This window comes from Streptomyces sp. NPDC088554, from assembly GCF_044752945.1.
GTDB lineage: Bacteria > Actinomycetota > Actinomycetes > Streptomycetales > Streptomycetaceae > Streptomyces.
In genome coordinates, this window is the sequence record NZ_JBIVMF010000001.1 from 243740 (window position 1) to 268640 (window position 24901).

Sequence of the window (24901 nt, forward strand, 5' to 3'; positions counted from 1 at the left end):
CGAGGTCAACGCATTCGCGCACGACTGTGGTTCCCCCGGGCCGTACCCTGGTTGAGCTATGACTCAGAATTCCCAGAGCCCCCGCCCCCTCCGCGTACTCGCCGCCATGTCGGGCGGCGTGGACTCCGCCGTCGCCGCCGCCCGCGCCGCCGAGGCGGGCCACGACGTCACGGGAGTGCATCTGGCGCTCTCCGCGAACCCGCAGTCCTTCCGTACCGGCGCCCGTGGCTGCTGCACCATCGAGGACTCCCGCGACGCGCGCCGGGCCGCCGATGTCATCGGTATCCCGTTCTACGTCTGGGACCTGGCGGAACGCTTCCGCGAGGACGTCGTCGAGGACTTCGTCGCGGAGTACGAGGCGGGCCGTACGCCCAACCCGTGTCTGCGCTGCAACGAGAAGATCAAGTTCGCCGCGCTGCTTGACAAGGCGCTCGCCCTCGGCTTCGACGCGGTGTGCACCGGCCACTACGCGACGGTCGTCACCGCCGAGGACGGCTCCCGCGAGCTGCACCGCGCGAGCGACATGGCCAAGGACCAGTCGTACGTCCTCGGAGTGCTGGACGAGCGCCAGCTCGCCCACGCCATGTTCCCGCTCGGCGACACCCTCACCACCAAGGACGAGATCCGCGCGGAGGCCGAGCGCCGGGGCCTGGCCGTGGCGAAGAAGCCCGACAGCCACGACATCTGCTTCATCGCGGACGGCGACACCCAGGGCTTCCTGGCGAACCGCCTCGGCCGCGCGGAGGGCGACATCGTCGACGAGTCCGGTACGAAGGTGGGCAGCCACGACGGCGCCTACGGCTTCACGATCGGCCAGCGCAAGGGCCTGCGCATCGGCCACCCGGCCGCCGACGGAAAGCCGCGCTACGTCCTGGACATCTCGCCCGTCGACAACACCGTCACGGTCGGCCCGGCCGCCTCCCTCGACGTCACCGCCCTCACCGCCCTCAAACCCCGCTGGTGCGGCACCGCCCCCACCGGCCCCGGCGACTACACCGCCCAGCTCCGCGCCCACGGCGACGAGACCCCGGTCACGGCCGAGCTGACCGACGGCACCCTCCACGTCACCTTCACCACCCCGGTCCGCGGCATCGCCCCCGGCCAGGCGATCGTCCTGTACGACGGCACCCGCGTGGTCGGCTCGGCGACGATCGCCACCACGGAACGCCGGACGGGCGCGCTGGCGGGCTGACGCCCGCCGAGGGCCGTACGACGAGGCGTGATCCGGCCATCTCGGATGATCAACAGTGCTGGCACCGCCCGCCCGGCCGTCATAGGCCGCCCAGAGCGGAACGTCCGCACGATGACGCACGCGGCGGGGGAGCCTCCCTGTCCTGTCGGGAGGTCCAGGTGCTCCTGCGATTTCGGGTGGCCAATCACCGCTCGATTCGTGACGAGCGTGTGCTGTCGCTGATCGGCACGGCGCTGAATGAAGGCGCCGCCCGCGACACCGGCCTGCGCCACGGCGACCACGAGGTGACGGCGCTCCCCGTGGTCGGCGTCTTTGGAGCCAATGGCTCGGGCAAGACCAACCTGATGAGCGCGCTGCGCGATATGAGAGCCGCCGTGCGGACCTCGTTCGCGGACTGGCAGAAGTCCCCAGGGGTGCCCCGTAAGCCCTTCAAACTTGACCGCGAGAGCGTCGAGGAGACCAGCCTCTACGAAGTGGATCTGACTCTCGGTCGTAAGCCGGTCCGCTTCACCTACGGTTTCGAGCTCTCGGACGATCGGATGGAGGCCGAGTGGCTGCACGCCTATCCGCAGGGTGAGCGGGAGATCTGGTTCGACCGTGAGGCCGGCCGGCCCGAGGCGGAAGGCGGCGAGTTCGTCTTCGAGAGCGACAGTTTCACCGGGCAGCGGGATGCCCTGGTCGGCTTCACCCGGCCCGATGCCCTGTTCCTGTCCACGGCGGCTACCGCGAACGATCACCAACTCTCGGCGCTGTACCGATGGTTCCTCGACAACTTGTGGCTGATGACTCCGGGCGAGGATGTCGTGCACCGGACGAAGTGGACTCAGGAACTCCTTGGCGAATCCGGCCGCAAGGGCGGGTACGGCGAGCGCATTCTGCAACTGCTCTCGGTCGCCGACCTTGGTGTCACCGGTATCGACATCGATCGTGAGACCAATGAGATCCGGCTGCGGCACCGGGCTATGGAGGGCGAGGACGTCTCACTGGACTTCCTCACAGAAGAGTCCTTCGGTACACACGCCTGGTTCGCTTCCTCGGGCCGATGCTCACCGTCCTCGACAAGGGGGCGGTGCTTCTGGTCGACGAACTGGACTCCAGCCTGCACCCCACGCTGGCCGCCGAGGTCGTACGGATCTTCCAGGACCCCAAGGCGAATCCCCGCGACGCCCAACTGATCTTCACGACACACGACGCCACCTTGCTCGGCAGCGAGGTCCTGGACCGGCCGCTCGGCAGGGATCAGGTCTGGATCACCGCGAAGGACCGCACGGGAGCGACCGAGTTGTATCCGCTCACTGCCGCCCGTCCGGCGGATGGCGAGAGCCTGGAACGAGGCTATCTGCGGGGCCGGTACGGCGGCGTCCCGCGCGTCAGCGCGGGCGAGATCGCCCGTGAGGTGTCCTGGCAGGAGGCGAAGGCGACAGCGTGAGTACGCGGGGTGGCGGGCAGCAGGGGCAATCGGGGCACGGGCGGGCCGAGGACTCGCCGGAGGTCGGCGCACCGAAGCGGAACAAGCGCAGGGGAAGTAAAGGCGACGAGCAGCCGCTGATCCCGCCTCCGACTCCGCCGCCGGACGATTCCCAGGCGGTACGGGTGGTGTACGTGGGCTGCGAGGGCGAGTCCACCGAGGTGGACTACCTCAACTCCTCAAGCGGGCCTCGGACGAGTTCGAGCCGGAGTGGAAGCGGGAGTACGAGGCGGCGAAGGAGGCCACCGGCGACACCGTGAAGGCGCTCAAGCGGGCTGACAACGCCGAGCGCTACACCCGGGTCTTCTACGTTCCACCACGGGCCCGTTGGTGGAAGGGCCCGCAGGTAATCGATCCTGCGGTACCGGACGGTGAGACCGAGACGGTTCCGGGTACGGGGTATCTCACCGACAAGGTGGGCCAGGGGCTGGATCAGGCGCTGGTCGCCCCGCTCTGGTCGATCTGGTCCTTGTCCATGAGCTGTGTCATCTTCGGGCGGCCGGGCACGGCGCCGCGTTCCGGAGAGAGGTACGGCTCACGCTGCCGGACGCGGACGCGCTGGAGCGCTGGTTCGCGGACGAACCGCCCCACCTGTGGCGTGGGGCGGTTCGTCCGCGGGGAGCGCCTGCGGGGCCCGGAAGGAGCCTCACGCGGTGAAGAACTCCTCCAGCACCGGCGCCAGTACGTGCGGGGCCACCTCGTGGGTCTGGCCCGTCAGGGTGCGGTGGCGGCCTCGGCGCAGGGCTCCGGCGACGGCGCGGGCCGCGTTCCTCGGGGGCGGGGGACTGGCGCCGCCGTCCACCACCATCGCGCGCGTGCCCACCGTCGACAGCCGCTCCACGGGGATCAGGCCCCGGCCCAGCAGGGCGTTGTCGTACGCGAGCGTGTGGGCCAGCGCGGTCAGCTGCCGCCACCTCGGGGACCGGGCCAGCGCGGTGGTCATCACGGGGGCCAGGCCCATGGCCGCCAGGGACAGCTCGACCGCCTTGTCCCGCCGCCCCCGCGCCAGCAGGCCGGTCAGCCGCTCGGTGTAGGCGGCGCGGTGGGGCAGCTCCGCCGGATCGGTGGCATACGGCGGTTCGTACACCGCGAGCTGGGTGACCGGCAGGCCGGCGGCGGCGGCCTCCAGCACCAGCGCGGCCCCCGAGCCGACGCCGAATAAAGAGGCGCTGCCGCCCGCCTCCTCAAGGAGGGCGGCGAGATCCTCGGTCTCCCGCTCCACCGCGTACGGACCGGTGTCCCCGCTGGCGCCACGCCCGCGCCGGTCGTAGGTGATCACGCTCAGGGAGGGCGCGAGCAGCTCCGCGAGCGGGGCCTCCGACGCCGCCGTACTGAACGCGCCACCCACCACGATGACCGGTGGTCCCTCGCCCGACCGCCGATACGCGATCGTCGTACCGTCTCCCGATTTCACCTTGCGCACCTTGTTCATGCAGGGGGAGACCGGCGGGCAGTGCGCAACTCATCGCTCGGCCGGAAAGTTTTTCCGCCGGGTTCGGTGACATCGGTGGAGGAGGCGGCCAAGTCGCCTTTGACCTGCGGGAACTCGGCTTCGGGCGCGGTGCCGGGAAAGTGCTGTGACAGGGGTCGCCCCGGACCCGTACCGTGCTCGGCATGAATATCTGTGTCTTCCTCTCGGCCGCCGATCTGGACGAGCGCTACACCCGCCCCGCCCGCGAATTCGCCGAACTGCTCGGCAAGGGCGGCCACACGCTCGTCTGGGGCGGCTCCGACAGCGGGCTGATGAAGGTCGTCGCGGACGGGGTGCAGGAGGCCGGGGGACGGCTGGTCGGGGTCTCGGTGGACTTCCTGCACGCCGTGGCCAGGCCGGGCGCCGACGAGATGGTGATCGCCAAGGACCTCGCGGAGCGGAAGGCGCTGCTGCTCGCCAAGTCCGACGCGGTCGTCGTCATGGTCGGCGGTACGGGCACGCTGGACGAGGCCACCGAGATCCTGGAGCTGAAGAAGCACGGCCTGCACACCAAGCCCGTCGTCCTGCTCAACACGGCCGGTTTCTACGACGGGCTGAAGCAGCAGTTCCGGCGGATGGAGGAGGAGGGCTTCCTCCCGCTTCCCCTCGCCGACCTGGTCTTCTTCGCCGAGGACGGGGTCAGCGCGCTCGCCTGCCTGGAGGAGGCCGCCGGGGTGCGGTGATCGGGTCCCGGTGATGCGACGATGACCGCATGGCAACCCATCTGATCACCGGTGCGGGCTCCGGCATCGGCGCCGCTGTCGCGCGCCGGCTGCACGAGCGCGGCGACGACCTGCTGCTGTTCGCCCGAGACGCCGGCCGCGCCAGGGAACTCGCCGCCGGGTTCCCCGGCGCCCGTACCCTCGTCGGAGACCTCTCCACCCCCGACCGGCTCTCCTGGGCGCTCGCCCAGCAGACCCTTCCCGACCGGCTCGACTCGCTCCTGCACATCGCGGGCGTCGTCGAACTCGGCACGGTCGGGGAGCTGACCCCCAAGGCCTGGCACAGCCAGCTCACGGTGAACCTGATCTCCCCCGCCGAGCTGACCCGGCTCTTCCTGCCCCAACTGCGCGCCTCCCACGGGCAGGTGGTCTTCGTCAACTCGGGCGCCGGGCTCAACGCGCACGCCGAGTGGAGCGCGTACGCCGCCTCCAAGCACGGCCTCAAGGCGCTCGCCGACGCGCTGCGCCACGAGGAACACCCGCACGGTATCCGGGTGACCTCCGTCTATCCCGGCCGTACGGCGAGCCCCATGCAGGCCAAGGTGCACCAGCAGGAGGGCAAGGAGTACGACCCGTCCCGCTGGATCGACCCCGAATCGGTGGCGACGACGATCCTGGCCGCGCTCGACCTGCCGCGCGACGCCCGGATCGACGACGTGACCGTACGGCCGGGCCGGTGATCCCGCTGCTCGCCGGGACGGCGACCGGTATCGGCTCCCTGCCCGGCGGCGACGCGCGGGAGACGGCCAGGGCCGTCACCGGGACCTTCGAGGACTTCCCCTATCTGGCCGAACTGCCCGCCCGGGGACCCGGCGCCGACATGATCGGCCGGACGGCCGGACTGCTCGCCGAGGTCTACGCGCGCGTGGAGCCCAGCGGCTGGCGGATCAGCGACCGTCCCGGCCGGGACACCAAGCGGGCCCGGTCCTGGCTGGGGGAGGACCTCGACGCGCTGGAGGAGTTCACCCAGGGGTACGAGGGATCGCTCAAGGTCCAGATCGTCGGCCCCTGGACGCTGGCCGCCGCGCTGGAGCTGCGGGGCGGCGAGGCGGCGCTGAGCGACCCGGGCGCCTGCCGCGACCTGACCGGCTCGCTGGTGGAGGGGGTGACCGCGCACCTCGCGGAGGTACGGCGCCGGGTGCCCGGGGCCGTACCCGTACTCCAGATCGACGAGCCGTCGCTCACCGCCGTACTGCGGGGACACATCAGGTCGGCCAGCGGCTACCGCACCTATCGCGCGGTCGACCGTCAGCTCGTGGAGAGCGCGCTGCGGGAGGTGACCGCGCTCGGCGAGGGCGCGGCGGTCGTGCACTCCTGCGCGCCCGATGTGCCGTTCGCACTGCTGCGGCGGGCGGGCGCGGCGGCGGTGTCGTTCGACTTCGGACTGCTCACCGAGCGTGACGAGGAGACGATCGGGGAGGCCGTTGAGGGCGGTACGAAACTGTTCGCCGGAATCGTGCCGGGTATCGACGGCCCGTTGTCGGACCCTGCCGGTAGCGTCATGGGTGTCAGAACGCTGTGGCGCAGGTTGGGGCTGAATCCGGGGACTCTCGCGGAGTCCGTGGCGCTCACTCCGTCGTGCGGGCTCGCGGGGGCCTCTCCCGCGTACGCGCACGCCGCGCAGGCGTTCTGCGTCAGGGCCGCGAGATCCCTCGTGGACAACCCTGAGTGACGGTGCTGAAACGGGAGGACGAAACGGTGGCGGGCGACGAACAGCGGAGTACGGGGTCTGCGGTGCCGGCGGGGGCGATGGCGGCAGGGGGATCGGGGACGGCAGAGGCGGCTGGGGCATCCGAGGCGGCTGAGGTGGCCGGGATGTCCGCGGGGGCGGTGATGCCCGGCGTGCCCAAGGAGGCGCGCGAGCGGCACGCCCTGCTCGCGGAGGGGATCGAGGAGCACCGCTTCCGGTACTACGTGAACGACCAGCCGGTCGTCAGCGACGGCGAGTTCGACCGGCTGCTGCGGGAGCTGGCGGCGCTGGAGGAGACGCACCCGGAGCTGCGGACGCCCGACTCGCCGACCCAGAAGGTCGCGGGGGCGTACGAGACGGAGTTCACCGCGGTCGAGCACCGCGAGCGGATGCTCTCGCTGGACAACGCGTTCGACGCCGAGGAGCTGGCGGCCTGGGCGGAGCGCGTCGCCAAGGACGTGGGCACCTCCGACTACCACTTCCTGTGCGAGCTGAAGGTCGACGGACTCGCCGTCAACCTCACCTACGAGCACGGCAGGCTCACCCGCGCCGCCACCCGCGGCGACGGCCGCACGGGCGAGGACATCACCCCCAACGTCCGTACGATCGCGGAGATCCCGCACCGGCTGACCGGCGAGAACGTGCCGGATCTGGTCGAGATCCGCGGCGAGGTCTACTTCCCGATGGACGCCTTCCAGGAGCTGAACGCCCGTCTGGTGGAGGCCGGTGACAAGCCGTTCGCCAACCCGCGCAACGCGGCGGCGGGTTCACTCCGCCAGAAGGACCCCAAGATCACCGCGACCCGCCCGCTGCACATGGTGGTGCACGGCATCGGCGCGCGCGAGGGCTTCGCCATCGACTGCCTCTCGCACGCCTACGACCTGCTGCGCGGCTGGGGCCTGCCCACCGCCCGGCACAACAAGGTGGTCGGATCGCTCGCGGACGTCCGCGCGTTCATCACCCGTTTCGGGGAGGACCGCCACTCGGTCGAGCACGAGATCGACGGCGTGGTCGTCAAGCTGGACGAGATCCCGCTCCAGGGCAGGCTGGGCTCCACCTCGCGCGCGCCGCGCTGGGCCATCGCCTGGAAGTACGCGCCGGAGGAGGTCAACACGAAGCTGGTGAACATCCGGGTGGGCGTCGGCCGCACCGGGCGCGTCACACCGTACGCGCAGGTCGAGCCGGTCACCGTCGCCGGGTCCGAGGTCGAGTTCGCCACGCTGCACAACCAGGACGTGGTGAAGGCCAAGGGCGTGTGGATCGGCGACACGGTCGTGCTGCGCAAGGCCGGGGACGTCATCCCGGAGATCCTCGGCCCGGTCATCGACCTGCGCCCCGAGGACGCGTACGAGTTCGTGATGCCGGCCGAGTGCCCCGAGTGCGGTACGCCGCTGCGGGCCATGAAGGAGGGCGACATCGACCTCCGCTGCCCCAACGCCCGGACGTGCCCCGCCCAGTTGCGCGAGCGGCTGTCCTATCTCGCGGGCCGCAAGTGCCTGGACATCGAGAACTTCGGCGAGGTGGCCGCCGCCGCGCTCACCAAGCCGCTGGAGCCCGAGACCGCGCCACTGGTCGACGAGGGCGACCTCTTCGACCTGACGATCGAGCAGCTGCTGCCCATCAGGGCGTACGTCCTCGACGCCGACAGCGGGCTGCCCAAGCGGGACCCGAAGACCGGCGAGGAGAAGATCGCCCTGGTCTTCGCCAACCAGGACGGCGAGCCGAGGAAGAACGCGCTGGCGATGCTGGAGCACATCGCGGCGGCCAAGGAGCGCCCGCTTGCCCGGATCATCGCCGGGCTGTCGATCCGTCATGTGGGGCCGGTCGCGTCCGAGGCGCTGGCCAGGGAGTTCCGTTCGATCGACCGGATCGACGAGGCCACCGAGCTGGAGCTGGCGGCCGTCGAGGGCGTGGGAACGATCATCGCGGCCTCGCTCAAGGAGTGGTTCGCGGTCGACTGGCACCGGGAGATCCTGCGCAAGTGGCGGGCGGCCGGGGTGCGGACGGAGGAGGAGGGCTCCGGGGAGGACGAGGGCCCGCGTCCGCTGGAGGGGCTGACCGTCGTCGTCACGGGCACGCTGGAGCAGTACACCAGGGATGGCGCGAAAGAGGCGCTTCAAACGCGTGGAGCGAAGGTGACCGGGTCGGTTTCGAAGAAGACCGCCTTCGTGGTGGTCGGTGAGAACCCCGGTTCCAAGCATGACAAGGCGGTGCAGCTGAAGGTCCCCGTCCTCGACGAACAGGGCTTCACGATCCTGCTCGAACAGGGACCTGGGGCGGCGAGGGAAGCCGCCGTGGTGCCCGAGGAAGCCCCTGAAGCCCCGGCAGAGGCCCCTGCAGCGCCCGAGGAAGCCGCCGCGCCGGCAAAGGAGAGCGAAATCACCCCGGAGGGCTAACGAGGGTCAACTCCCTGAAGATCGGCGTCCACACCGTCGATTTCGGGCCGTCAAGCTCACCCGTTCGGCGCATACCAGACGGATGCGGATGGGCAGGTGGCATTCGGGCAACAGCTGTAGAGCGCTGCCCGTTGGGGCCTTCGGCGGCCTACTGTTGGGATGTGCGCCTGTCACGCACGGCTGAGGAGTGCGATTCCAGCCGTGTTGGCATGACAACGTGCCATCGCGAGGCATCGGCTCCGCCGGCTGTGAGAGGGACGGGAATGAAACCGACCGAGAGCGCCGCCCCGGTCTCGCCCCCGCGCGGATTCGCGGGATTTGCGGGCATTGCGGCCAGGACGCCCGCTGTGATGGCGGCCAGGACCCCCGCCCTGGTGGTGGGGGTCGCCGTGGCCGTCCTGACGACCGGGATCACCCTCACGCTGCGGGACGGGCACTCGCTCTTCCCCGGCTCCACGGCCGGCTGGGCGCTGGCCGTGCTCACCGGCATCATCGTCGGCCATCTGGTCGCGCTCGGGCGCGACCGCTGGTGGGGTGGTACGGGCTCCGGCGCGGCCCTCACCCTGGCCGTCCTGCTGCTGTACGGCTGGGTGCCCGCCGGGCTGGTCAGCCTGGCCGTGGTGGTGCTGGTCGGGGTGGCCCGCAGACACCGCTGGCGCCAGGGCGTCCTGCACGGCGCGGCGGACATGCTGGGCATCGGCGCCGCCGCGCTCGTCCTCGCGCTGTTCGGCACGGTCCCCACGGTCGAGCGCCCCTGGCGGCCGCTCGACTGGACCGTCGCCGCCGTCCCGGAGATCGTGCTCGCCGCCGCCGCGCACCTCGTGGTCACCCGGGTGTTGCTGTGGTACGCACTGACCCCGCCCCATGCCGGGGAGCCGGCCGGCGCCCGCACCGCGCTCTACCGGCAGGCGCTGGTCGCGGTCGCGCTGCTCGGGATCGCCCCGCTGATCTGCGTGGTGGCGATGTCCCTGCCGGTGCTCCTGCCGCTCTTCGCCGTTCCGCTGATCGCCCTGGACTCCACGCTCTGGATCGCCAGGGCGCGGGCCGAGGAGCAGCTCCGCGACCCGCTGACCAAGCTGCCCAACCGGCAGTGGCTGCTGGAGCGCACCTGGTCGGCGCTGGAGGAGGCGGAGGGCCTGGGGGCCAGATCGGCTCTGGTCCTGATCGACCTCGACCGGTTCCGTTCCGTCAACGACACACTCGGTCATCTCGCGGGTGACCGGCTGCTGCTGCAGATAGCCGACCGGCTGAAGCTGGCCCTGCCGCGTGGCGCGGAGGCCGCGCGACTGGGCGGCGACGAGTTCGCCGTACTGCTTCCGACGTGCGACTCCACCACCAGCGCCCAGCGGGTCGCCCGGCATCTGGTGGCGGAGCTGTCCTCGCCGCTGGACCTGGACGGCCTCACGCTCGTCCTGGAGGCCAGCGCCGGGGTCGCGGTCTACCCCGAGCACGCGGTGGACGCGGAGGGCCTGCTGCGCCGCGCCGATGTCGCGATGTACCAGGCCAAGCGGGACCGTACGGGCGTGGAGGTGTACGAGTCCAAGCGGGACTCCAACACCCCCGACCGGCTCGGTCTGCTGGGCGATCTGCGGCGCGCGCTGGACGCCGGCGAGGTGGAGCTGCACTACCAGCCCAAGGTCCGCTTCGACGGTCAGGTCGCCGGTCTCGAGGCGCTGGTGCGCTGGGTGCATCCCGAGCGCGGCAGAGTCCCTCCTGACGATTTCATCGCCATCGCGGAGTCCTCCGGTCTGATGCCTCACCTCACTGAGTACGTATTGGAGAAGGCTCTTGCTCAGGTCGCCCGCTGGCGATCCCAGGGGCTGATGGTCCCGGTCGCCGTCAATGTCTCCCCGCGCGATGTCCACACCCCCGGCTTCGCGGGCGCGGTGGCCGCGCGGCTGGCCCGGCACGGCGTTCCGGCGGGCTCCCTCCAGCTGGAGATAACGGAGCACGTCCTGCTGGAGGATCCCCAGCGGGCCGCCGACACCCTCGCGGGGCTGACCGGGCACGGTGTGAAGATGTCCCTGGACGACTTCGGCACCGGCTACTCCTCGCTGGTGCATCTGCGCCGGCTGCCGGTGAGCGAGCTGAAGATCGACCGGTCGTTCGTGGCCCGGCTCGCCGTCGACAACGAGGACGCGGAGATCGTCCGCTGCACGGTCGACCTGGCGCACTCGCTCGGGCTGCTGGTCGTCGCGGAGGGCGTCGAGGACGACGAGACCTGGGAGCGGCTGCGCGACCTGGGCTGCGACGCGGTCCAGGGCTGGCTGGTCGCCGCCGCGATGCCGCCCCACGAGGCGACGGCCTGGCTGCTGGCCAGGGGCGAGCGCGGCTGGCAGCGCCCGGCGGAGCTGGAGGCGGCGCGCGCCCGCGAGGCACGGGCCCGCGAGCAGTCGGCGGCGCAGGTGGTCCAGCAGTCCGGCCATGTCGTGCAGTGAGTGGAGGCAGGGGCGAGCGCGGAAGAGGGGGCGGGCGCGGCTCGGCGGGTGACGGGGGAGAGGACGGCGGGGGCGACGGGGTACGGCCGTGCGAGCGGCCCGCCGCCGGGGTGCCCGTACCTGCCGGGGCGCCCGCCGGGGCGCCCGCCGGAATGTCTGTACGGGCCTCCGGCCGGTGCGGTGGTCATCCGTTTCGTGGGGAAGGCACCCCGCCCCATAGGATTGGGCCACAATCCATCGCACTCACCCCTGAGGATCGCCGCATGCCTGGCATCACGCGCGAGGAGGTCTCCCACCTCGCTCGGCTGGCGCGTCTGGAGCTCAAGGCCGAAGAACTCGACCACTTCGCCGGACAGCTCGACGACATCATCGGCGCGGTCGCCCGCGTATCCGAGGTAGCCGACCAAGACGTACCGCCGACCTCCCACCCGCTGCCGCTGACCAATGTCATGCGCGCGGACGAGGTCCGCCCGTCGCTCACCCCCGAGCAGGCGCTTTCCGGCGCCCCGGCCCAGGAACAGCAGCGTTTCAAGGTGCCGCAGATCCTGGGGGAGGACTAAACAGCCATGACGGACACCGTCAAGACAGACATCATCAGGCTCACCGCCGCCGCCCTCGCGGAGAGGATCGCCTCCGGCGAACTCACCGCGGTCGAGGTCACCGAGGCCCATCTCGCCCGTATCGAGGCCGTCGACGAGAAGGTCAACGCCTTCCTGCACGTCGACCGCGAAGGCGCGCTGGCCCAGGCCCGTGCCGTGGACGCCAAGCGCGCGGCGGGCGAGAAGCTCGGCCCGCTGGCGGGTGTGCCGCTCGCGCTCAAGGACATCTTCACCACCGAGGGGATGCCGACCACGGTCGGTTCCAAGATCCTCGAAGGCTGGATCCCGCCCTACGACGCGACCCTCACCAAGAAGCTCAGGGCCGCCGACGTCGTCATCCTCGGCAAGACCAACATGGACGAGTTCGCCATGGGGTCCTCCACCGAGAACAGCGCGTACGGCCCGACCGGCAATCCCTGGGACGTGACCCGGGTGCCCGGCGGCTCCGGTGGCGGTTCCGCCGCGGCCCTCGCCGCGTACCAGGCGCCGCTGGCGATCGGCACGGACACCGGCGGCTCCATCCGCCAGCCCGCGGCCCTCACCGGCACGGTCGGCGTCAAGCCGACCTACGGCGGGGTCTCCCGCTACGGCATGGTCGCCTTCTCGTCCTCCCTCGACCAGGGCGGCCCCTGCGCCCGTACGGTCCTGGACGCGGCCCTGCTGCACGAGGCGATCGCGGGCCACGACCCGCTCGACTCGACGTCCATCGACGCCCCGGTCCCGCCGGTCGTCGAGGCCGCGCGCAACGGTTCGGTCGCCGGGATGCGCGTCGGCGTCGTCAAGCAGTTCCGGGGCGAGGGGTACCAGGCCGGTGTGCTCCAGCGCTTCGACGAGTCGGTGGAGCTGCTCACCAAGCTCGGCGCCGAGATCGTCGAGCTGGACTGCCCGTCCTTCGACCTCGGCCTCGCCGCGTACTACCTGATCGCCCCGTCCGAGTGCTCCTCCAACCTCGCCCGCTTCGACGCCATGCGGTACGGGCTGCGCGTGGGCGACGACGGTACGAAGTCGGCCGAGGAGGTCACCGCCCTCACCCGTGAGGCGGGCTTCGGCGACGAGGTCAAGCGCCGGATCATCCTCGGTACGTACGCGCTCAGCTCCGGCTACTACGACGCGTACTACGGCTCGGCGCAGAAGGTCCGTACGCTCATCACCCGGGACTTCGAGAAGGCGTTCGAGCAGGTCGACGTGATCGTCTCCCCGACGACCCCGACCACCGCCTTCCCGATCGGCGAGCGCGCCGACGACCCGATGGCGATGTACCTCGCCGACCTGTGCACCATTCCGACCAACCTGGCGGGCAACGCCGCCATGTCGCTGCCCTGCGGCCTCGCGCCGGAGGACGGCCTGCCGGTCGGACTGCAGATCATCGCCCCCGCCATGAAGGACGACCGGCTGTACACGGTCGGTGCCGCCGTCGAGGCGGCCTTCGTGGAAAAGTGGGGGCACCCGCTGCTGGAGGAGGCACCATCGCTATGAGTAGTGCATTGACCAAGGCCAAGGGGTTCAAGAAGTCCAGGGCCGGTACGTACCTGTCGATCGGGACGACCGCGTTCGGCGCGATCAGCGTCGTCAAGCAGGCCCGAACGGCCCGCGGCGAACACGACACGCTCCGCCTCGTCGACGCCGTCGTCTCGGGCGTCGCGATCCTCACGGGCGTGGCGCTGCTGCTGCGCGAACTGAAGCGCCTGGGCGACGACGACGTCCTGCTGGGCTGAGCCGATGGGACACCGGGGGCCGCTCGTACGACCGGCCCCCGGCCCCTGTCCCGTACGACCGGATACGTATCCCTGTCTCCTGTACCGCACCGTGAAGGGAGTGACACGAAATGATCACCCGTATCGAGCTGGAGGGGTTCCGATCCTTCTGCGACTGCGCTGTCGACCTGTCCCCGTTCACGGTGCTCGTCGGCCAGAACGGCTCGGGCAAGACCAACCTGCTGGAAGCGGTCGATCTTGCCGCGCAGTTGGTGGGCGAAAGCGCCTCCTACGACTGGTGGTCCGTGGGCGAGACGCTGCGCTGGGATGCCGACCTGCGTCCGGGCGGCGATCGGCGGGGCCGGATCGTTGATCTTTTCCACCGGCGCGGTGACGGTGCGGCCAGTGACCGGATCCGTATCGTCGTGTGCTTCCTCGATTCGGATCCCGACCGTGGCATGCGCCATGTGAAGCTCGCTGTGGACATCACCCGTGAGGGAGAGACGGGGCGTCCCGGCGTGGACGGGACGGTCACGCTGCTGCCGGACGCTCCGGATTCCTGGGAGCTGGCCGAGGAGCGGCGGGCGGAAATCCGGCGGAACGCCCACCTCGAAACCGCTTCCCTGCCCCTCTGCGAGGTCCACTGGGACCGCCTGGTTCCGGACGCCGGGGCCGCCCGGCAGGACGCGGATCTCCACGACGGCCAGCCGATGGACCGGGACGCGCGCAATCTCTCCGCCGTGCTCGGCCGCTTGGTGGGCGGCGGGCGCACCGGCACCCGGGACGCGCTGCTGCTGAAGGCCGACGCCGTCGCCGTACTGCCGGGACTCACCGATCTGCGGTCGGCACCCGACGTGGACCGAGGGGTCTGGGAGCTGGACCTCGTCTACCGGGACGCCGCGCCGACCCCGGCCCGGCTGGCCTCCGACGGGACTCTGCACGTCCTGGCCGTGCTCGCGGCGGCTCATGACGGCACCGGCCCAAGGTCGGCCGTCGGGCCCGGAAAGTTCCTCAACGACTGCTCCACGCTGATGATCGAGGACGTGGACAACGGTCTGCACCCCGGGCAGGTCAAGGAACTGGTACGGCGGCTCCGCCGCTGCACCGGCGCCGCCGCGCTCCAGCAGATCATCGTCACCACGCACTCCCCGGTCGTGCTCGCGGCCGTCTACCCCGACCACCCCGGCGATGTGCTGTTCGTGGACACGGTCACCCGGGTCGGTGGTGGCGAGGCTCCCTCACGGCACAGCCGGATCCGCTCCTTGGCCGAATCGGGGGAGCGGGGCACCTATGTGCCCGCCCGGGAGGCGCGCCAGTATCTGGAGACCGCTCAGGCAGGCACCCGTTGAGCCGGTACCTGACGATCGGGCTGCTCACCGAAGGTCCGGAGGACGAGATCTTCCTGGGCATCGTCGCCGTGCGACAGCTCAAGGCGCTGACTGCCCGTCATCCGGAGCCCTTCGACGTGGGCGATGTCCCGCTGCGCAGTACATGCAGCACGGCTCGCACCCCGCATGAACGAATCTGTGCGGAAGTGACCGACCTGGCCGGTGACTGCGACCTGTTGCTGATCCACAATGACCACCGGGAGCGAAACAAGATCGAGAAGATTCGCCAGGACGTGACGCTTCCGCCGCACTGCCGCATCGTCGGTGTGGTTCCCGTACGGGAGACGGGAGCGTGGCTCCTCGCCGATGGCCCGCTGCTCGCCTCACTGCCGGGAGCGGTGCCCGAACTCATTCCCCCGGACGGGCGGGGGATCGAGCGCACGGCCGACCCCAAAGCCCTGCTCTCCCGTGTCCTGCCGGGCGGTGACAACCGGGAACTGGCCGATTTCCTCGGCGAGCGTATCGACCTGGACCGCCTCCATACCCTTCCCGCGTACCAGCTGTGGTGCGCCGAACTGACAGCTGCCTTGAAGGAGTTGCGTTTTCTGTGACCGCCACGACCACCCTGGTGCCCTACTCGGAGGCTCTCGCGGCCTACGACCCCGTCATGGGCCTGGAAGTCCATGTCGAGCTGGGCACCAGGACCAAGATGTTCTGCGGCTGCTCGACCGAGCTGGGTGCCGAGCCCAACTCGCAGACCTGTCCGACCTGTCTGGGCATGCCGGGGTCGCTCCCGGTCGTCAACGCCATCGGCGTCGAGTCCGCGATCAAGATCGGCCTCGCGCTGAACTGCGAGATCGCCGAATGGTGCCGCTTCGCCCGGAAGAACTACTTCTATCCGGACATGCCGAAGAACTTCCAGACCTCCCAGTACGACGAGCCGATCGCCTTCAACGGCTATCTGGACGTCCAGCTGGAGGACGGCGAGACCTTCCGCGTACAGATCGAGCGCGCGCACATGGAGGAGGACACCGGTAAGTCGCTGCACGTCGGCGGCGCGACCGGGCGTATCCACGGGGCGTCCCACTCGCTGCTCGACTACAACCGCGCCGGTATCCCGCTGATCGAGATCGTCACCAAGCCGATCGAGGGCGCGGGTGAGCGCGCGCCCGAGGTCGCCAAGGCGTACGTCGCCGAACTGCGCGAGCTGATCAAGGCGCTGGGCGTCTCCGAGGCGCGGATGGAGATGGGACAGATGCGCTGCGACGTCAACCTGTCGCTGCGTCCGCACGGCCGGGAGGAGTTCGGTACGCGCTCCGAGACGAAGAACGTCAACTCGCTGCGCAGCGTCGAGCGCGCCGCCCGCTACGAGATCCAGCGCCACGCGGCGGTCCTCGACGGTGGTGGCACGATCCTCCAGGAGACCCGTCACTTCCACGAGGAGGACGGCTCCACCACCTCCGGCCGTATCAAGGACAACGCCGAGGACTACCGTTACTTCCCGGAGCCCGACCTCGTGCCGGTCGCCCCGGCGAAGGCGTGGGTCGAGGAGCTGCGCGCCGCGCTGCCCGAGCTGCCGCGTGTACGGCGCAACCGGCTCCGCGAGGAGTGGGGCGTCAACGAGCACGACATGCAGTCGATCCTCAACGCGGGCGCCATCGAGTCGATCGTCGCCACGATCGAGGCGGGCGCCCCGGCCGACCAGGCCCGCAAGTGGTGGATGGGCGAGCTGGCGCGTAACGCCAACGAGTCGGGCCGCGCGCTGGACGAGCTGCCGATCACCCCGGAGCAGGTCGCCCGGGTCGCCGCGCTCGTCGCGTCCGGCGATCTCAACGACAAGCTGGCCCGGCAGGTCATCGAGGGCGTCCTCGCGGGCGAGGGCGACCCCGACGCCGTCGTGGAGAAGCGCGGCCTCAAGGTCGTCTCCGACGAGGGCGCGCTCGGTACGGCCGTGGACGAGGCCATCGCGGGCAACGCGGCCATCGCCGACAAGATCCGCGCGGGCAAGGTCGCCGCGGCGGGCGCGCTGGTCGGCGCGGTCATGAAGGCCACCCGCGGCCAGGCGGACGCGGCCCGGGTGCGCGAACTGATCCTGGAGAAGCTCGCGCCCAGCGAGTAGCCGGGTGGCCGGGTAGGGCGAGCGGGGCGGAGGCCCGGAACGGTTGCTCCGGGCCGGTCCGTCGGCCCGTCCGTCCGGCCGGTTCGTACCGGCGGGGCCGTAGTTTGTACGTCATGGGGCGGTGCACCTTCCCGGTGCGCCGCCCCATGACGTACGTCCTCGTCCCCTACAGAGGCTGGTTCTCCCCGTGAACACCGTCGCCGCCGAGATCGTCTCCGTCGCGCTGCTGCTCGGCGTGCTGGTGTTCGCCGTCGTCCGGCCGCGCGGGCTGCCCGAGGCGGTCGCCGCCGTGCCCGCCGCGCTGCTGCTGATCGCGCTCGGCGCCGTATCGCCCGGGGAGGCGTGGGAGCAGACGCACACGCTGCTGCCGGTGGTCGTGTTCCTGGCGGCGGTCCTCGTCCTGGCGCAGCTCTGCGACGAGGAGGGGCTGTTCGCGGCGGCCGGTGATCTGGTGGCGCGGGTCTGCGGCGGGCGGCCGCGCCGGCTGCTCGGCGGGGTGTTCGCGGTGGCAGCTGTCATCACCGCCGTACTCAGCCTGGACGCCACGGTCGTGCTGCTCACCCCGGTGGTCTTCGCGACCGCCGCGCGGGTCGGCGCCCGGCCGCGTCCGCATGTCTACGCCTGTACGCATCTGGCGAACTCCGCGTCCCTGCTGCTGCCGGTCTCCAACCTCACCAATCTGCTGGCGTTCACCGCGAGCGGGCTCTCCTTCACCCGGTTCGCCGCCCTGATGGCGCTGCCGTGGCTGGCGGCGATCGTCGTCGAGTACGTCGTCTTCCGCCGGTTCTTCGCCGCCGATCTGGCCGCCGGGGCGCACGCCCCGAAGACGGACGAGCGGCCTGCGGTGCCGGTGTTCACCCTGGTGGTGCTGGGGCTGACGCTGGCCGGGTTCGCGGTGACCTCGTTCGCCGGGATCGAACCGCTGTGGGCGGCGGTCGCCGGAGCGGCGGTCCTCGCCGTACGGGCGCTGAGGCAGCGGCGTACGACGGTGACGGGGCTGTTCAGGGCGGCGTCCCCGCTCTTCTGCCTGTTCGTCCTCGCGCTGGGCGTGGTCGTCAAGGCGGTCGTGGACAACGGCCTGGACCGGGGGATCGGCCGGCTGCTGCCGGACGGCTCGTCGCTGCTCTCGCTGCTGGCCATCGCGGGCATCGCCGCCGTACTCGCCAACCTGATCAACAACCTTCCGGCGATTCTCGCGCTGCTGCCCGTCGTCGCCCCGGCCGGTCCCGGACCGGTGCTCGCCGCGCTGATCGGCGTCAACCTGGGGCCGAATCTGACGTACGTCGGCTCGCTGGCCACCCTGCTGTGGCGGCGGATCCTCCGCGAGCACGACACCGAGGCCGATCTCGGCCACTTCACACGGCTCGGCCTGATCACCGTGCCCGCCACGCTCGCGGTGTCTACGGTGGCGCTGTGGGGCACTCTGCGACTGATCGGAGGCTGACCGTTGTGACGACCACTCTGGTCTGGATTACGGAGTCCACCTGGCCCGCCTGTGTCGACGCGGCCCGTGACCGGGCCCCGCACGACGAGACCGCGCTCCTCTACGTCGGCGACGACGAGGTCGTCGTCGCCGCGCACCGCGCCTATACCGGGCTCCTCGGCCGGGGCCACCGCCCGGACCGCGACCCCGGCGCCCGGGTCGAGGCCCTCTCCGACATGGCGGGCGCCGATCTGCTGGAGGCCGCCGCGCACCGGCTGGGCAGACCCTGCGAACTGCTCGAACACCACGGCCGGGTGGAGCACGAGGTCGTCCGGGCGGCGGCCGGCGCGGACCTGCTGATCTGCGCGCGCGACGGCGAACGCGGCCACCCGGGGCCGCACAGCCTCGGCCGGGCGACCCGGTTCGTGGTCGACCACGCGCCGTGCCCGGTGCTGCTGGTCTGGCCGGACCCCCTCGACGCCGGGTAGCCGGTCCGTACGGGGTATGCACGGGGGTACGGTCCCGGGCGGCCGGCGGCATGCGAAGATCCCCCGGAGCGTGCGAACGCGCACGGGAGGATCGTACGAACGTACGTGCAGGCGTACGTGCCGAAGGAGCACGATGTTCGCTGTACCCCTGGGGGACGGGGCCGAACTGCGCCCCCTGGAGCCGTGGCAGGCCGAGGAGTTCCTCACGCACATGGACCGCGCCCGCGAACTGGTGGACGAGCACATCCAGTTCGCCCGAGCGGTCACCGACCCGGCGTCCGCGCTGGCGATGCTCGTCTCGTACGCGCAGAAGCAGGCCGCCGACGGCGGGCGGCTCTACGGGATCTGGCTGGACTCCACGCTCGTGGGCGGTGTCCTCTTCCGGATCTTCGACGCGACCGCCGGGAACTGTGAGGTCGGCTGCTGGCTCGAACCGGCAGCCACCGGGCGCGGACTGGTCACGCGCGCCGCGGAGGTGCTGATCGACTGGGCGGTCGAGCGGCGCGGGATACACCGGGTGGAGTGGCATGTCTCCAGCGCCAACGGACCCAGCATCAGGGTCGCCCAGCGGCTCGGGATGACCCGGGACGGGGTGCTGCGGCAGGAGTACCTGTACCGGGGCGAGCGGCACGACACCGAGATCTGGTCGGTGCTGGCGCCCGAATGGCGTGCGCGGCGCGCCGCTCGCTGACGGGGGCGTGGCGGGCGATGGCCGGACGTTCTCAGGAAGCTCTCATACGGTGCCCCTAGCGTGCGCCGTATGAACCCCACCCCCAAGACCCAGACCCCCGAGCCGGAGACGGCCGAGGAACCGAAGAGCGTGGACCCGAAGGTTGAGGACGCGGAGACCGAGGACTCGAAGACCGCAGACCTGAAGGCCGAGGGCAAGGCGGAGGCTTCCTCCGAGGACAGCGCTCCGGCCGTCGTCGCACTGGACAAGCAGGCCGAGAAGCCGGACGAGAAGCAGGCCGGCACGTCGGGCGAAGCCTCCGCCGAGCCCGAGCAGGCCAAGGACGACCTCGCCGACGACGGTCTCTCCGACGACGGCCTCGACGAGGATCTCGACGCGGACGATGTCCCCGTCGCCGCCTCCTCCGGGCTCGGCGCGGCCGCCGCGGCCATCGTCGCTGTCTGCCTGGGGATCGTCGCCCTCACCGGCACCTGGAGCAGCCGCGTCCTCGCCGAGCGCCAGGGCCTGGTGGGCCAGCTCAAGACCGGCCAGTCCGGCACCGCCGAGCAGCAGATCGCCGCGATCTACGGCGACGCCTGGCACCTCACCGCCACGGTCAACGGCGTCGTCGCCCTGGTGGCGCTGCTCGTCGGGGCGATCGTACTGACGCTGCCGGAGCGCGCCACCTGGGTGCGTCCGGTCGCCCTGGCCGGAGCCGTCCTCGGATTCCTGGGGCTGCTGGTCTCCGCCGGTATGTACTTCGACCTGTTCGCGGCGCTGCCCACCGCCCCCACCGCCGGCAGCTGAGGGGTGCCTTAGGGTTTGCGCGGGTCCGGACGGGCCCGCGCCGGGTTTTCCAAGGCACCGGGGCCCGCCAAGATGCGGCACTCTCCCCATGCGGCCGTACCCCCTGGGAGTCGAAGGTTGAGGCATCGGAGAACGCCTCACCACCTTCGCCAGGGAGAACCCGATGTTCGAGTACGAACTTCACAAGCTGCACGCGGCCGAGATGATCCGCGAGGCCGACAACCAGCGCCTCGTACGGGCCGTCGAGCCGGGCGCGGTCGGCATCCTCGGGCGGGCCAGCATCAATCTGCCGTCCACGCTGGAGAGCAGCGGCCGCTCGGAGGAGGCGGTGGCCGTCGCGGAGGAGGGCGTCGCCTTCAGCCGTCAGCGCGGTCCCGCCGACACGGAGGTATGGGTCCGCAGCAATCAGGCGGATTCGCTGTTCTCGCTCGGCCGGTGGTCCGAGGCGGACGCGACCCCGGCCGCCGTCGAGGATCTCGCCCAGTCCCACAAGGCGCGCGGGCTGCTCGCCGTCGCCGCGCGGAGCTGGCGCTGGTCCGGGGCGATCTCGACGAGGCACAGCGCCAGATCGAGCTGAACCGCGCGTTCTTCGGCACCCACGACCTCCAGCCGCAGCACATCATGACCCCGGCCGGGCTCGCGATGTCCGTCGCGGCCGCGCGGGGCGAGCCCGGTCACCGCCAGGGCCGAGTTCGAGCGGATCACCGCGGACGGCTACGGGTCGGAGCGGACCGGCGGCTCCTCTTCCGGGATCCGTATCGTGACCTTCCCCGAGGAGAGGTCTATCGGGCCCCGGCCCGGGTCGTTGTCATTGACGTCGGTCTTGCTCAGCTCCAGCCGCTTCTGCTCGTCGTGCGTGTGCTTACGGCCGGGCGCGAAGAGCTGCTCGATCAGATTGAACAAAACTGCTCACCTTCCTCCTGAGAGCCCTCCGGCTCCACGGTTCCTGCGGCACCTCTACGACTACGACTACGACACCTTCAGCCGGAGGATCCTGTCGTCCCCCCGCTCGGGGGTGCCCCGGCCGTCCGTCTCGCTGGTCAGCAGCCACACCGTGTCGCCGCCCGTCGCGAGGACCGTCCGCAGACGGCCGTACTTCCCCTCCAGGAACGCCTGCGGGTCGGCCGCGGATTCCCGGCCCGCCAGCGGAATCCGCCAGAGCCGCCGGCCGCGCAGGCCCGCCATCCACAGGGACCCCTCCGACCAGGCGAGCCCGCTCGGCGACGCCTGGTCGGTCCGCCACTGCGCGACCGGATCGACATAGCCCGCCCGGCCGGCCCTGCCCTCGACGACCGGCCAGCCGTAGTTCCCGCCCGGCTCGATCAGATTCAGCTCGTCCCAGGTGTTCTGCCCGAACTCCGAGGCCCAGAGCCGCTTCTCGGCATCCCAGGCCAGGCCCTGCACATTGCGGTGGCCCAGGGAGTAGACCACCGAGTCCGCCTCCGGATTCCCGTGCACGGGCTCCCCGTCCGGGGTCATCCGCAGGATCTTGCCGGCCAGCGAGGTCCGGTCCTGGGCGAGCCCGGTCTCACCCGTCTCTCCCGTACCCGCGTACAGCATCCTGTCCGGCCCGAAGGCGATCCGCCCGCCGTTGTGGATGCTGCCCTTCGGAATCCCCCGCAGCACCGTGTCCGGGGCTCCCAGCCGCTGTCCGGCCGGCTTGCCCTCGTCGTAGAACATCCGGGCGATGCGATTGTCCGACGCGGTGGTGAAGTAGACGTAGACGAGATGGTCCGAGGCGTACGAGGGGGAGAGCGCGAGGCCCAGCAGACCGCCCTCGCCCGCCGGGGAGACCCCGGGCACCGAGCCGATCGTGGTCTTCTTCCCGGTCTCCGCGTCGACCCGGATGACCGTACCCTCGTCGCGCGAGGAGACCAGCAGATCACCGTCGGGCAGGGCGGCCAGCCCCCAGGGCGACGCGAGCCCCTCGGTCAGGGTGGACACCACCTCCACCGAGCCCTTCGCGGGCGCGGCGGACGGGCCGGGGGCGCTCTCCCCGGCGGTCGGGGCGGCGCCGGGGGACGACGCCGCGCTCCGGCCGGTCTCGGGGGCGGACCCGCCGCCGGAGCCGCATCCGGTCGCCACGAGAAGCGCGGCAGCGGCCCAGAGGGCCGTCACTGCTGAACGGTGCACGGTTGCGGGTCCCTTCGAAGACGGCTGGGGCTTCCTCTGTTCATACACCGCCGCCCCGCCCGGGGTTCCCGAAGCCGGGCACCAACTTCCGGCGCCCTGCCCGGTCGTACGACATCCCCCGCTCAGTCCCACGACTCCCGTACGGGAGGCAGCGCCGCTATCTCGGCCAGGTCCCGGGGCGTCAGCCGCAGCTCCGCCGCCCGCGCGTTCTCCACCGCCCACTCCTCGCGCTTCGTCCCCGGCAGCGGCACCACATGGCGCCCCTGGCCGAGCACCCACGCCAGCGCCACCTGCGCCGGGGTCGCGCCGTACCGTCGCGCTATCCGGCGCAGCCCCACCACCAGCGGCTGGTTCGAGGCCATGATCTCCGCCGTGAACCGGGGGTGCCGCGCCCGTACGTCGTCCGGCTCGAAGCCCTGCCCGGGGGTGAGCGTGCCGGTCAGGAAGCCGTTGCCCAGGGGCATCGCCGCCAGGAAACCGATCCCCCGCGCCTCGCACCACGGCAGCAGCCGCTCCAGCGCCTCCGGCGACCACACCGACAGCTCGGCCTCCACCGCGCTGACCGGGAACACCTGCTGCACCCGCTCCAGCTGCCGGATCGTCGCCTCGTGCAGATGCGCCCCCGACCTGCGACGATGCGCCCGCGCACCCACCGCGCACAGCCCCAGGGCGCGCACCTTGCCCGCGCCCACGAGCTCCGCCATCGCTCCCCAGGTCTCCTCGACCGGTATGTCGGGGTCGGCCCGGTGCAGCTGATAGAGGTCGATCACATCGGTCTGGAGCCGCCGCAGCGAGGCGTCGCAGGCCCGCCGCACATAGCTGGGCCGGCCGTCGGCGACGATGTGCTGATCGCCGACGAGCAGCCCGCACTTGGTCGAGACGAACACATCCCGGCGGCGCTGCCCGATCACCCGGCCGAGCAGCAGCTCATTGGTGAAGGGGCCGTACATGTCGGCGGTGTCCAGGAGGCTCGTACCGGCGTCGAGCGCCGCGTGCACCGTACGGAGCGACCGGTCCCCGCGCCGCTGGGAACCGGTATAGGCCCAGTGCATCGGCATACAGCCGAGTCCGATAGCACCCACTTCGAGCGCTGCCGCCCCGATTGTCCTGCGCTCCAACTGCCGTACCCCTCCTTGTGCCGCCCTCAACCTAACCTCATGGCGCGCCGGGCTTCGCATAGCCTCCTGACCATGACTTCAGACGTGTGGCTCCCCCTTCCCGCCGATGAGATCGACGGGCTCCCCGAGGGCCTCGACTACCACTTCTGGGACGGCTCCGAGGACTTCCCCGCCGATCCGGCCGACTGCGTCTTCTACGCCGTCCCGTATATGAAGCAACCGGCGACCGTGACGCGGCCGATACCCTCGATGACCTCCCTGCGTGTCATGCAGGCCCTGACCGCGGGCATCGACCAGCTGCTCCCCGCGCTCGCCGGGGTGCACGCGGGGGTGCGGCTGTGCAACGCCAAGGGTGTGCACGAGGCGAGCACCGCCGAATTCGCCCTCACCCTGACCCTCGCCTCCCTGCGCGGGATCCCCGGCTTCGTCCGCCACCAGGACCGGGGGCAGTGGCGGCCCGGCTTCCACCCGGCGCTCGCCGACAAGTCCGTACTGATCGTCGGGTACGGAGCGATCGGCGCCGCCATCGAGGACCGGCTCGCGCCCTTCGAGTGCGCGCGGGTGGTGCGCGTCGCGCGCTCGGCGCGCACCGCCGAGCATGGTCGGGTTCACGCGTTCTCCGAACTCCCCGTGCTGCTCCCCGACGCCGATGTGGTGATCCTCTCGACGCCGCTCACCGAAACGACGAAGGGCCTGGTGGGGGCCGAGTTCCTGGCCGCCATGAAGGACGGCGCGCTGCTGGTGAACGTCGCGCGCGGCGCCGTCGTGGACACCAAGGCCCTTCTTGTCGAGCTGGAGAACGGCCGGATCCAGGCCGCCCTCGATGTGACCGATCCGGAACCGCTGCCCGAGAACCACCCTCTCTGGCATGCTCCGGGTGTCCTCGTCAGTCCCCATGTCGGCGGACCCACCTCCGCCTTCCTGCCGCGCGCCCGGCGCCTGCTGGCCGGGCAGCTCACCCGGTTCGCCGCCGGGGAGGAGCTGCGGAACACCGTCCTCACGACGGAGGGATGAACCGGACCGGCCTCGCGGAGGGCGTGCTCCGGCCGCGCTCCGCACCCGTCCGGACCCCCTCGCCGGGCCCCCGCGGACGACAACACCCCAGGTCGTCACGGAGAGTAGAAGAACTATGTCCCTGAGTGACG

The 24901-nt window shown here is 71.3% G+C and carries 25 protein-coding genes; 21 read left to right on the plus strand and 4 right to left on the minus strand.

Going from position 1 to position 24901, the window contains the following annotated elements:
* Positions 1–58 precede the first annotated feature (58 nt).
* From mnmA to ACIP8W_RS00925, 4 genes are all read left to right on the plus strand, one after another.
* Positions 59–1192 carry a tRNA 2-thiouridine(34) synthase MnmA gene (mnmA, locus tag ACIP8W_RS00910; protein WP_401954003.1) on the plus strand — a complete coding sequence of 378 codons (1134 nt, stop codon included), beginning with the start codon at positions 59–61 and terminating at the stop codon, positions 1190–1192.
* A 176-nt stretch (positions 1193–1368) separates the two neighbouring features.
* Positions 1369–2367, plus strand: coding sequence for an ATP/GTP-binding protein (locus ACIP8W_RS00915; RefSeq protein WP_402201525.1), 999 nt, complete (start codon positions 1369–1371; stop codon positions 2365–2367).
* A complete protein-coding gene (locus ACIP8W_RS00920; protein WP_402201527.1) occupies positions 2262–2621 on the plus strand; it encodes an ATP/GTP-binding protein in 360 nt (119 codons plus the stop codon). Before ACIP8W_RS00915 ends, ACIP8W_RS00920 begins: the two co-directional genes overlap by 106 nt.
* Positions 2622–3140: 519 nt before the next feature.
* Entirely contained in the window at positions 3141–3317 is a 177-nt protein-coding gene (locus ACIP8W_RS00925; protein WP_402153089.1) for a hypothetical protein, read from the plus strand.
* Here ACIP8W_RS00925 and ACIP8W_RS00930 read toward each other — a convergent pair.
* Positions 3307–4083, minus strand: coding sequence for an alpha/beta fold hydrolase (locus tag ACIP8W_RS00930; RefSeq protein ID WP_401953995.1), 777 nt, complete (start codon positions 4081–4083; stop codon positions 3307–3309). The genes ACIP8W_RS00925 and ACIP8W_RS00930 overlap by 11 nt on opposite strands.
* 191 nt (positions 4084–4274) lie before the next feature.
* Here ACIP8W_RS00930 and ACIP8W_RS00935 point away from each other — a divergent pair, with 191 nt between their 5' ends.
* The 16 genes from ACIP8W_RS00935 to ACIP8W_RS01010 all read left to right on the plus strand — a co-directional run bounded on the left by ACIP8W_RS00935 (position 4275) and on the right by ACIP8W_RS01010 (position 21082).
* Entirely contained in the window at positions 4275–4814 is a 540-nt protein-coding gene (locus ACIP8W_RS00935; protein WP_401953992.1) for a TIGR00730 family Rossman fold protein, read from the plus strand.
* Between the two features lie 29 nt (positions 4815–4843).
* On the plus strand, positions 4844–5533 hold the full coding sequence (locus ACIP8W_RS00940; protein WP_401953990.1) for an SDR family oxidoreductase: 690 nt from the start codon (positions 4844–4846) through the stop codon (positions 5531–5533).
* A complete protein-coding gene (locus ACIP8W_RS00945) occupies positions 5530–6525 on the plus strand; it encodes a methionine synthase (protein WP_402152978.1) in 996 nt (331 codons plus the stop codon). The genes ACIP8W_RS00940 and ACIP8W_RS00945 overlap by 4 nt, the downstream gene beginning before the upstream one ends.
* A 143-nt stretch (positions 6526–6668) precedes the next feature.
* Positions 6669–8939, plus strand: a complete 2271-nt coding sequence (gene ligA / locus ACIP8W_RS00950; RefSeq protein ID WP_401953985.1) for an NAD-dependent DNA ligase LigA — start codon at positions 6669–6671, stop codon at positions 8937–8939.
* A 263-nt stretch (positions 8940–9202) separates the two neighbouring features.
* Positions 9203–11377: a putative bifunctional diguanylate cyclase/phosphodiesterase gene (locus ACIP8W_RS00955; RefSeq protein ID WP_402152982.1), complete on the plus strand. Its 2175-nt coding sequence runs from the start codon at positions 9203–9205 to the stop codon at positions 11375–11377.
* 263 nt (positions 11378–11640) lie between these two features.
* Positions 11641–11937 (plus strand): Asp-tRNA(Asn)/Glu-tRNA(Gln) amidotransferase subunit GatC, encoded by a 297-nt coding sequence (gatC, locus tag ACIP8W_RS00960; RefSeq protein ID WP_401953980.1) that lies wholly within the window; start codon positions 11641–11643, stop codon positions 11935–11937.
* A gap of 6 nt (positions 11938–11943) precedes the next feature.
* Positions 11944–13452, plus strand: a complete 1509-nt coding sequence (gatA, locus tag ACIP8W_RS00965) for an Asp-tRNA(Asn)/Glu-tRNA(Gln) amidotransferase subunit GatA (protein ID WP_401953977.1) — start codon at positions 11944–11946, stop codon at positions 13450–13452.
* A complete protein-coding gene (locus ACIP8W_RS00970; RefSeq protein WP_401953975.1) occupies positions 13449–13691 on the plus strand; it encodes a hypothetical protein in 243 nt (80 codons plus the stop codon). Before gatA ends, ACIP8W_RS00970 begins: the two co-directional genes overlap by 4 nt.
* Positions 13692–13801: 110 nt before the next feature.
* Positions 13802–15019, plus strand: coding sequence for an AAA family ATPase (locus tag ACIP8W_RS00975; RefSeq protein ID WP_401953973.1), 1218 nt, complete (start codon positions 13802–13804; stop codon positions 15017–15019).
* Positions 15016–15609 carry a hypothetical protein gene (locus ACIP8W_RS00980; RefSeq protein ID WP_402201531.1) on the plus strand — a complete coding sequence of 198 codons (594 nt, stop codon included), beginning with the start codon at positions 15016–15018 and terminating at the stop codon, positions 15607–15609. The genes ACIP8W_RS00975 and ACIP8W_RS00980 overlap by 4 nt, the downstream gene beginning before the upstream one ends.
* Positions 15606–17117, plus strand: a complete 1512-nt coding sequence (gene gatB / locus ACIP8W_RS00985) for an Asp-tRNA(Asn)/Glu-tRNA(Gln) amidotransferase subunit GatB (RefSeq protein ID WP_401953968.1) — start codon at positions 15606–15608, stop codon at positions 17115–17117. Before ACIP8W_RS00980 ends, gatB begins: the two co-directional genes overlap by 4 nt.
* Before the next feature lie 187 nt (positions 17118–17304).
* Entirely contained in the window at positions 17305–18561 is a 1257-nt protein-coding gene (locus ACIP8W_RS00990) for an SLC13 family permease (RefSeq protein WP_402201533.1), read from the plus strand.
* A 5-nt stretch (positions 18562–18566) separates the two neighbouring features.
* Positions 18567–19028, plus strand: a complete 462-nt coding sequence (locus ACIP8W_RS00995) for a universal stress protein (protein ID WP_401953964.1) — start codon at positions 18567–18569, stop codon at positions 19026–19028.
* Positions 19029–19161: 133 nt separating this feature from the next.
* Entirely contained in the window at positions 19162–19719 is a 558-nt protein-coding gene (locus ACIP8W_RS01000) for a GNAT family N-acetyltransferase (RefSeq protein ID WP_401953962.1), read from the plus strand.
* A 69-nt stretch (positions 19720–19788) separates the two neighbouring features.
* The gene (locus tag ACIP8W_RS01005; RefSeq protein WP_402201535.1) at positions 19789–20505 is read left to right on the plus strand and encodes a hypothetical protein; all 717 of its coding nucleotides are present in this window, start codon (positions 19789–19791) and stop codon (positions 20503–20505) included.
* A 163-nt stretch (positions 20506–20668) separates the two neighbouring features.
* Positions 20669–21082, plus strand: a complete 414-nt coding sequence (locus tag ACIP8W_RS01010) for a hypothetical protein (RefSeq protein ID WP_402153192.1) — start codon at positions 20669–20671, stop codon at positions 21080–21082.
* A gap of 137 nt (positions 21083–21219) precedes the next feature.
* Here ACIP8W_RS01010 and ACIP8W_RS01015 read toward each other — a convergent pair whose 3' ends face one another.
* The 3 genes from ACIP8W_RS01015 to ACIP8W_RS01025 all read right to left on the minus strand — a co-directional run bounded on the left by ACIP8W_RS01015 (position 21220) and on the right by ACIP8W_RS01025 (position 23756).
* Positions 21220–21408, minus strand: coding sequence for a DUF6191 domain-containing protein (locus tag ACIP8W_RS01015; RefSeq protein ID WP_401953955.1), 189 nt, complete (start codon positions 21406–21408; stop codon positions 21220–21222).
* 66 nt (positions 21409–21474) lie between these two features.
* The gene (locus tag ACIP8W_RS01020; protein WP_401953953.1) at positions 21475–22623 is read right to left on the minus strand and encodes a PQQ-dependent sugar dehydrogenase; all 1149 of its coding nucleotides are present in this window, start codon (positions 22621–22623) and stop codon (positions 21475–21477) included.
* Positions 22624–22760: 137 nt separating this feature from the next.
* The gene (locus tag ACIP8W_RS01025) at positions 22761–23756 is read right to left on the minus strand and encodes an aldo/keto reductase (RefSeq protein WP_401953950.1); all 996 of its coding nucleotides are present in this window, start codon (positions 23754–23756) and stop codon (positions 22761–22763) included.
* Between the two features lie 72 nt (positions 23757–23828).
* On the opposite strand from ACIP8W_RS01025, the gene ACIP8W_RS01030 reads away from it, so the two are divergent.
* A complete protein-coding gene (locus ACIP8W_RS01030) occupies positions 23829–24770 on the plus strand; it encodes a 2-hydroxyacid dehydrogenase (RefSeq protein WP_402153190.1) in 942 nt (313 codons plus the stop codon).
* The last annotated feature ends 131 nt before the right edge of the window (positions 24771–24901 follow it).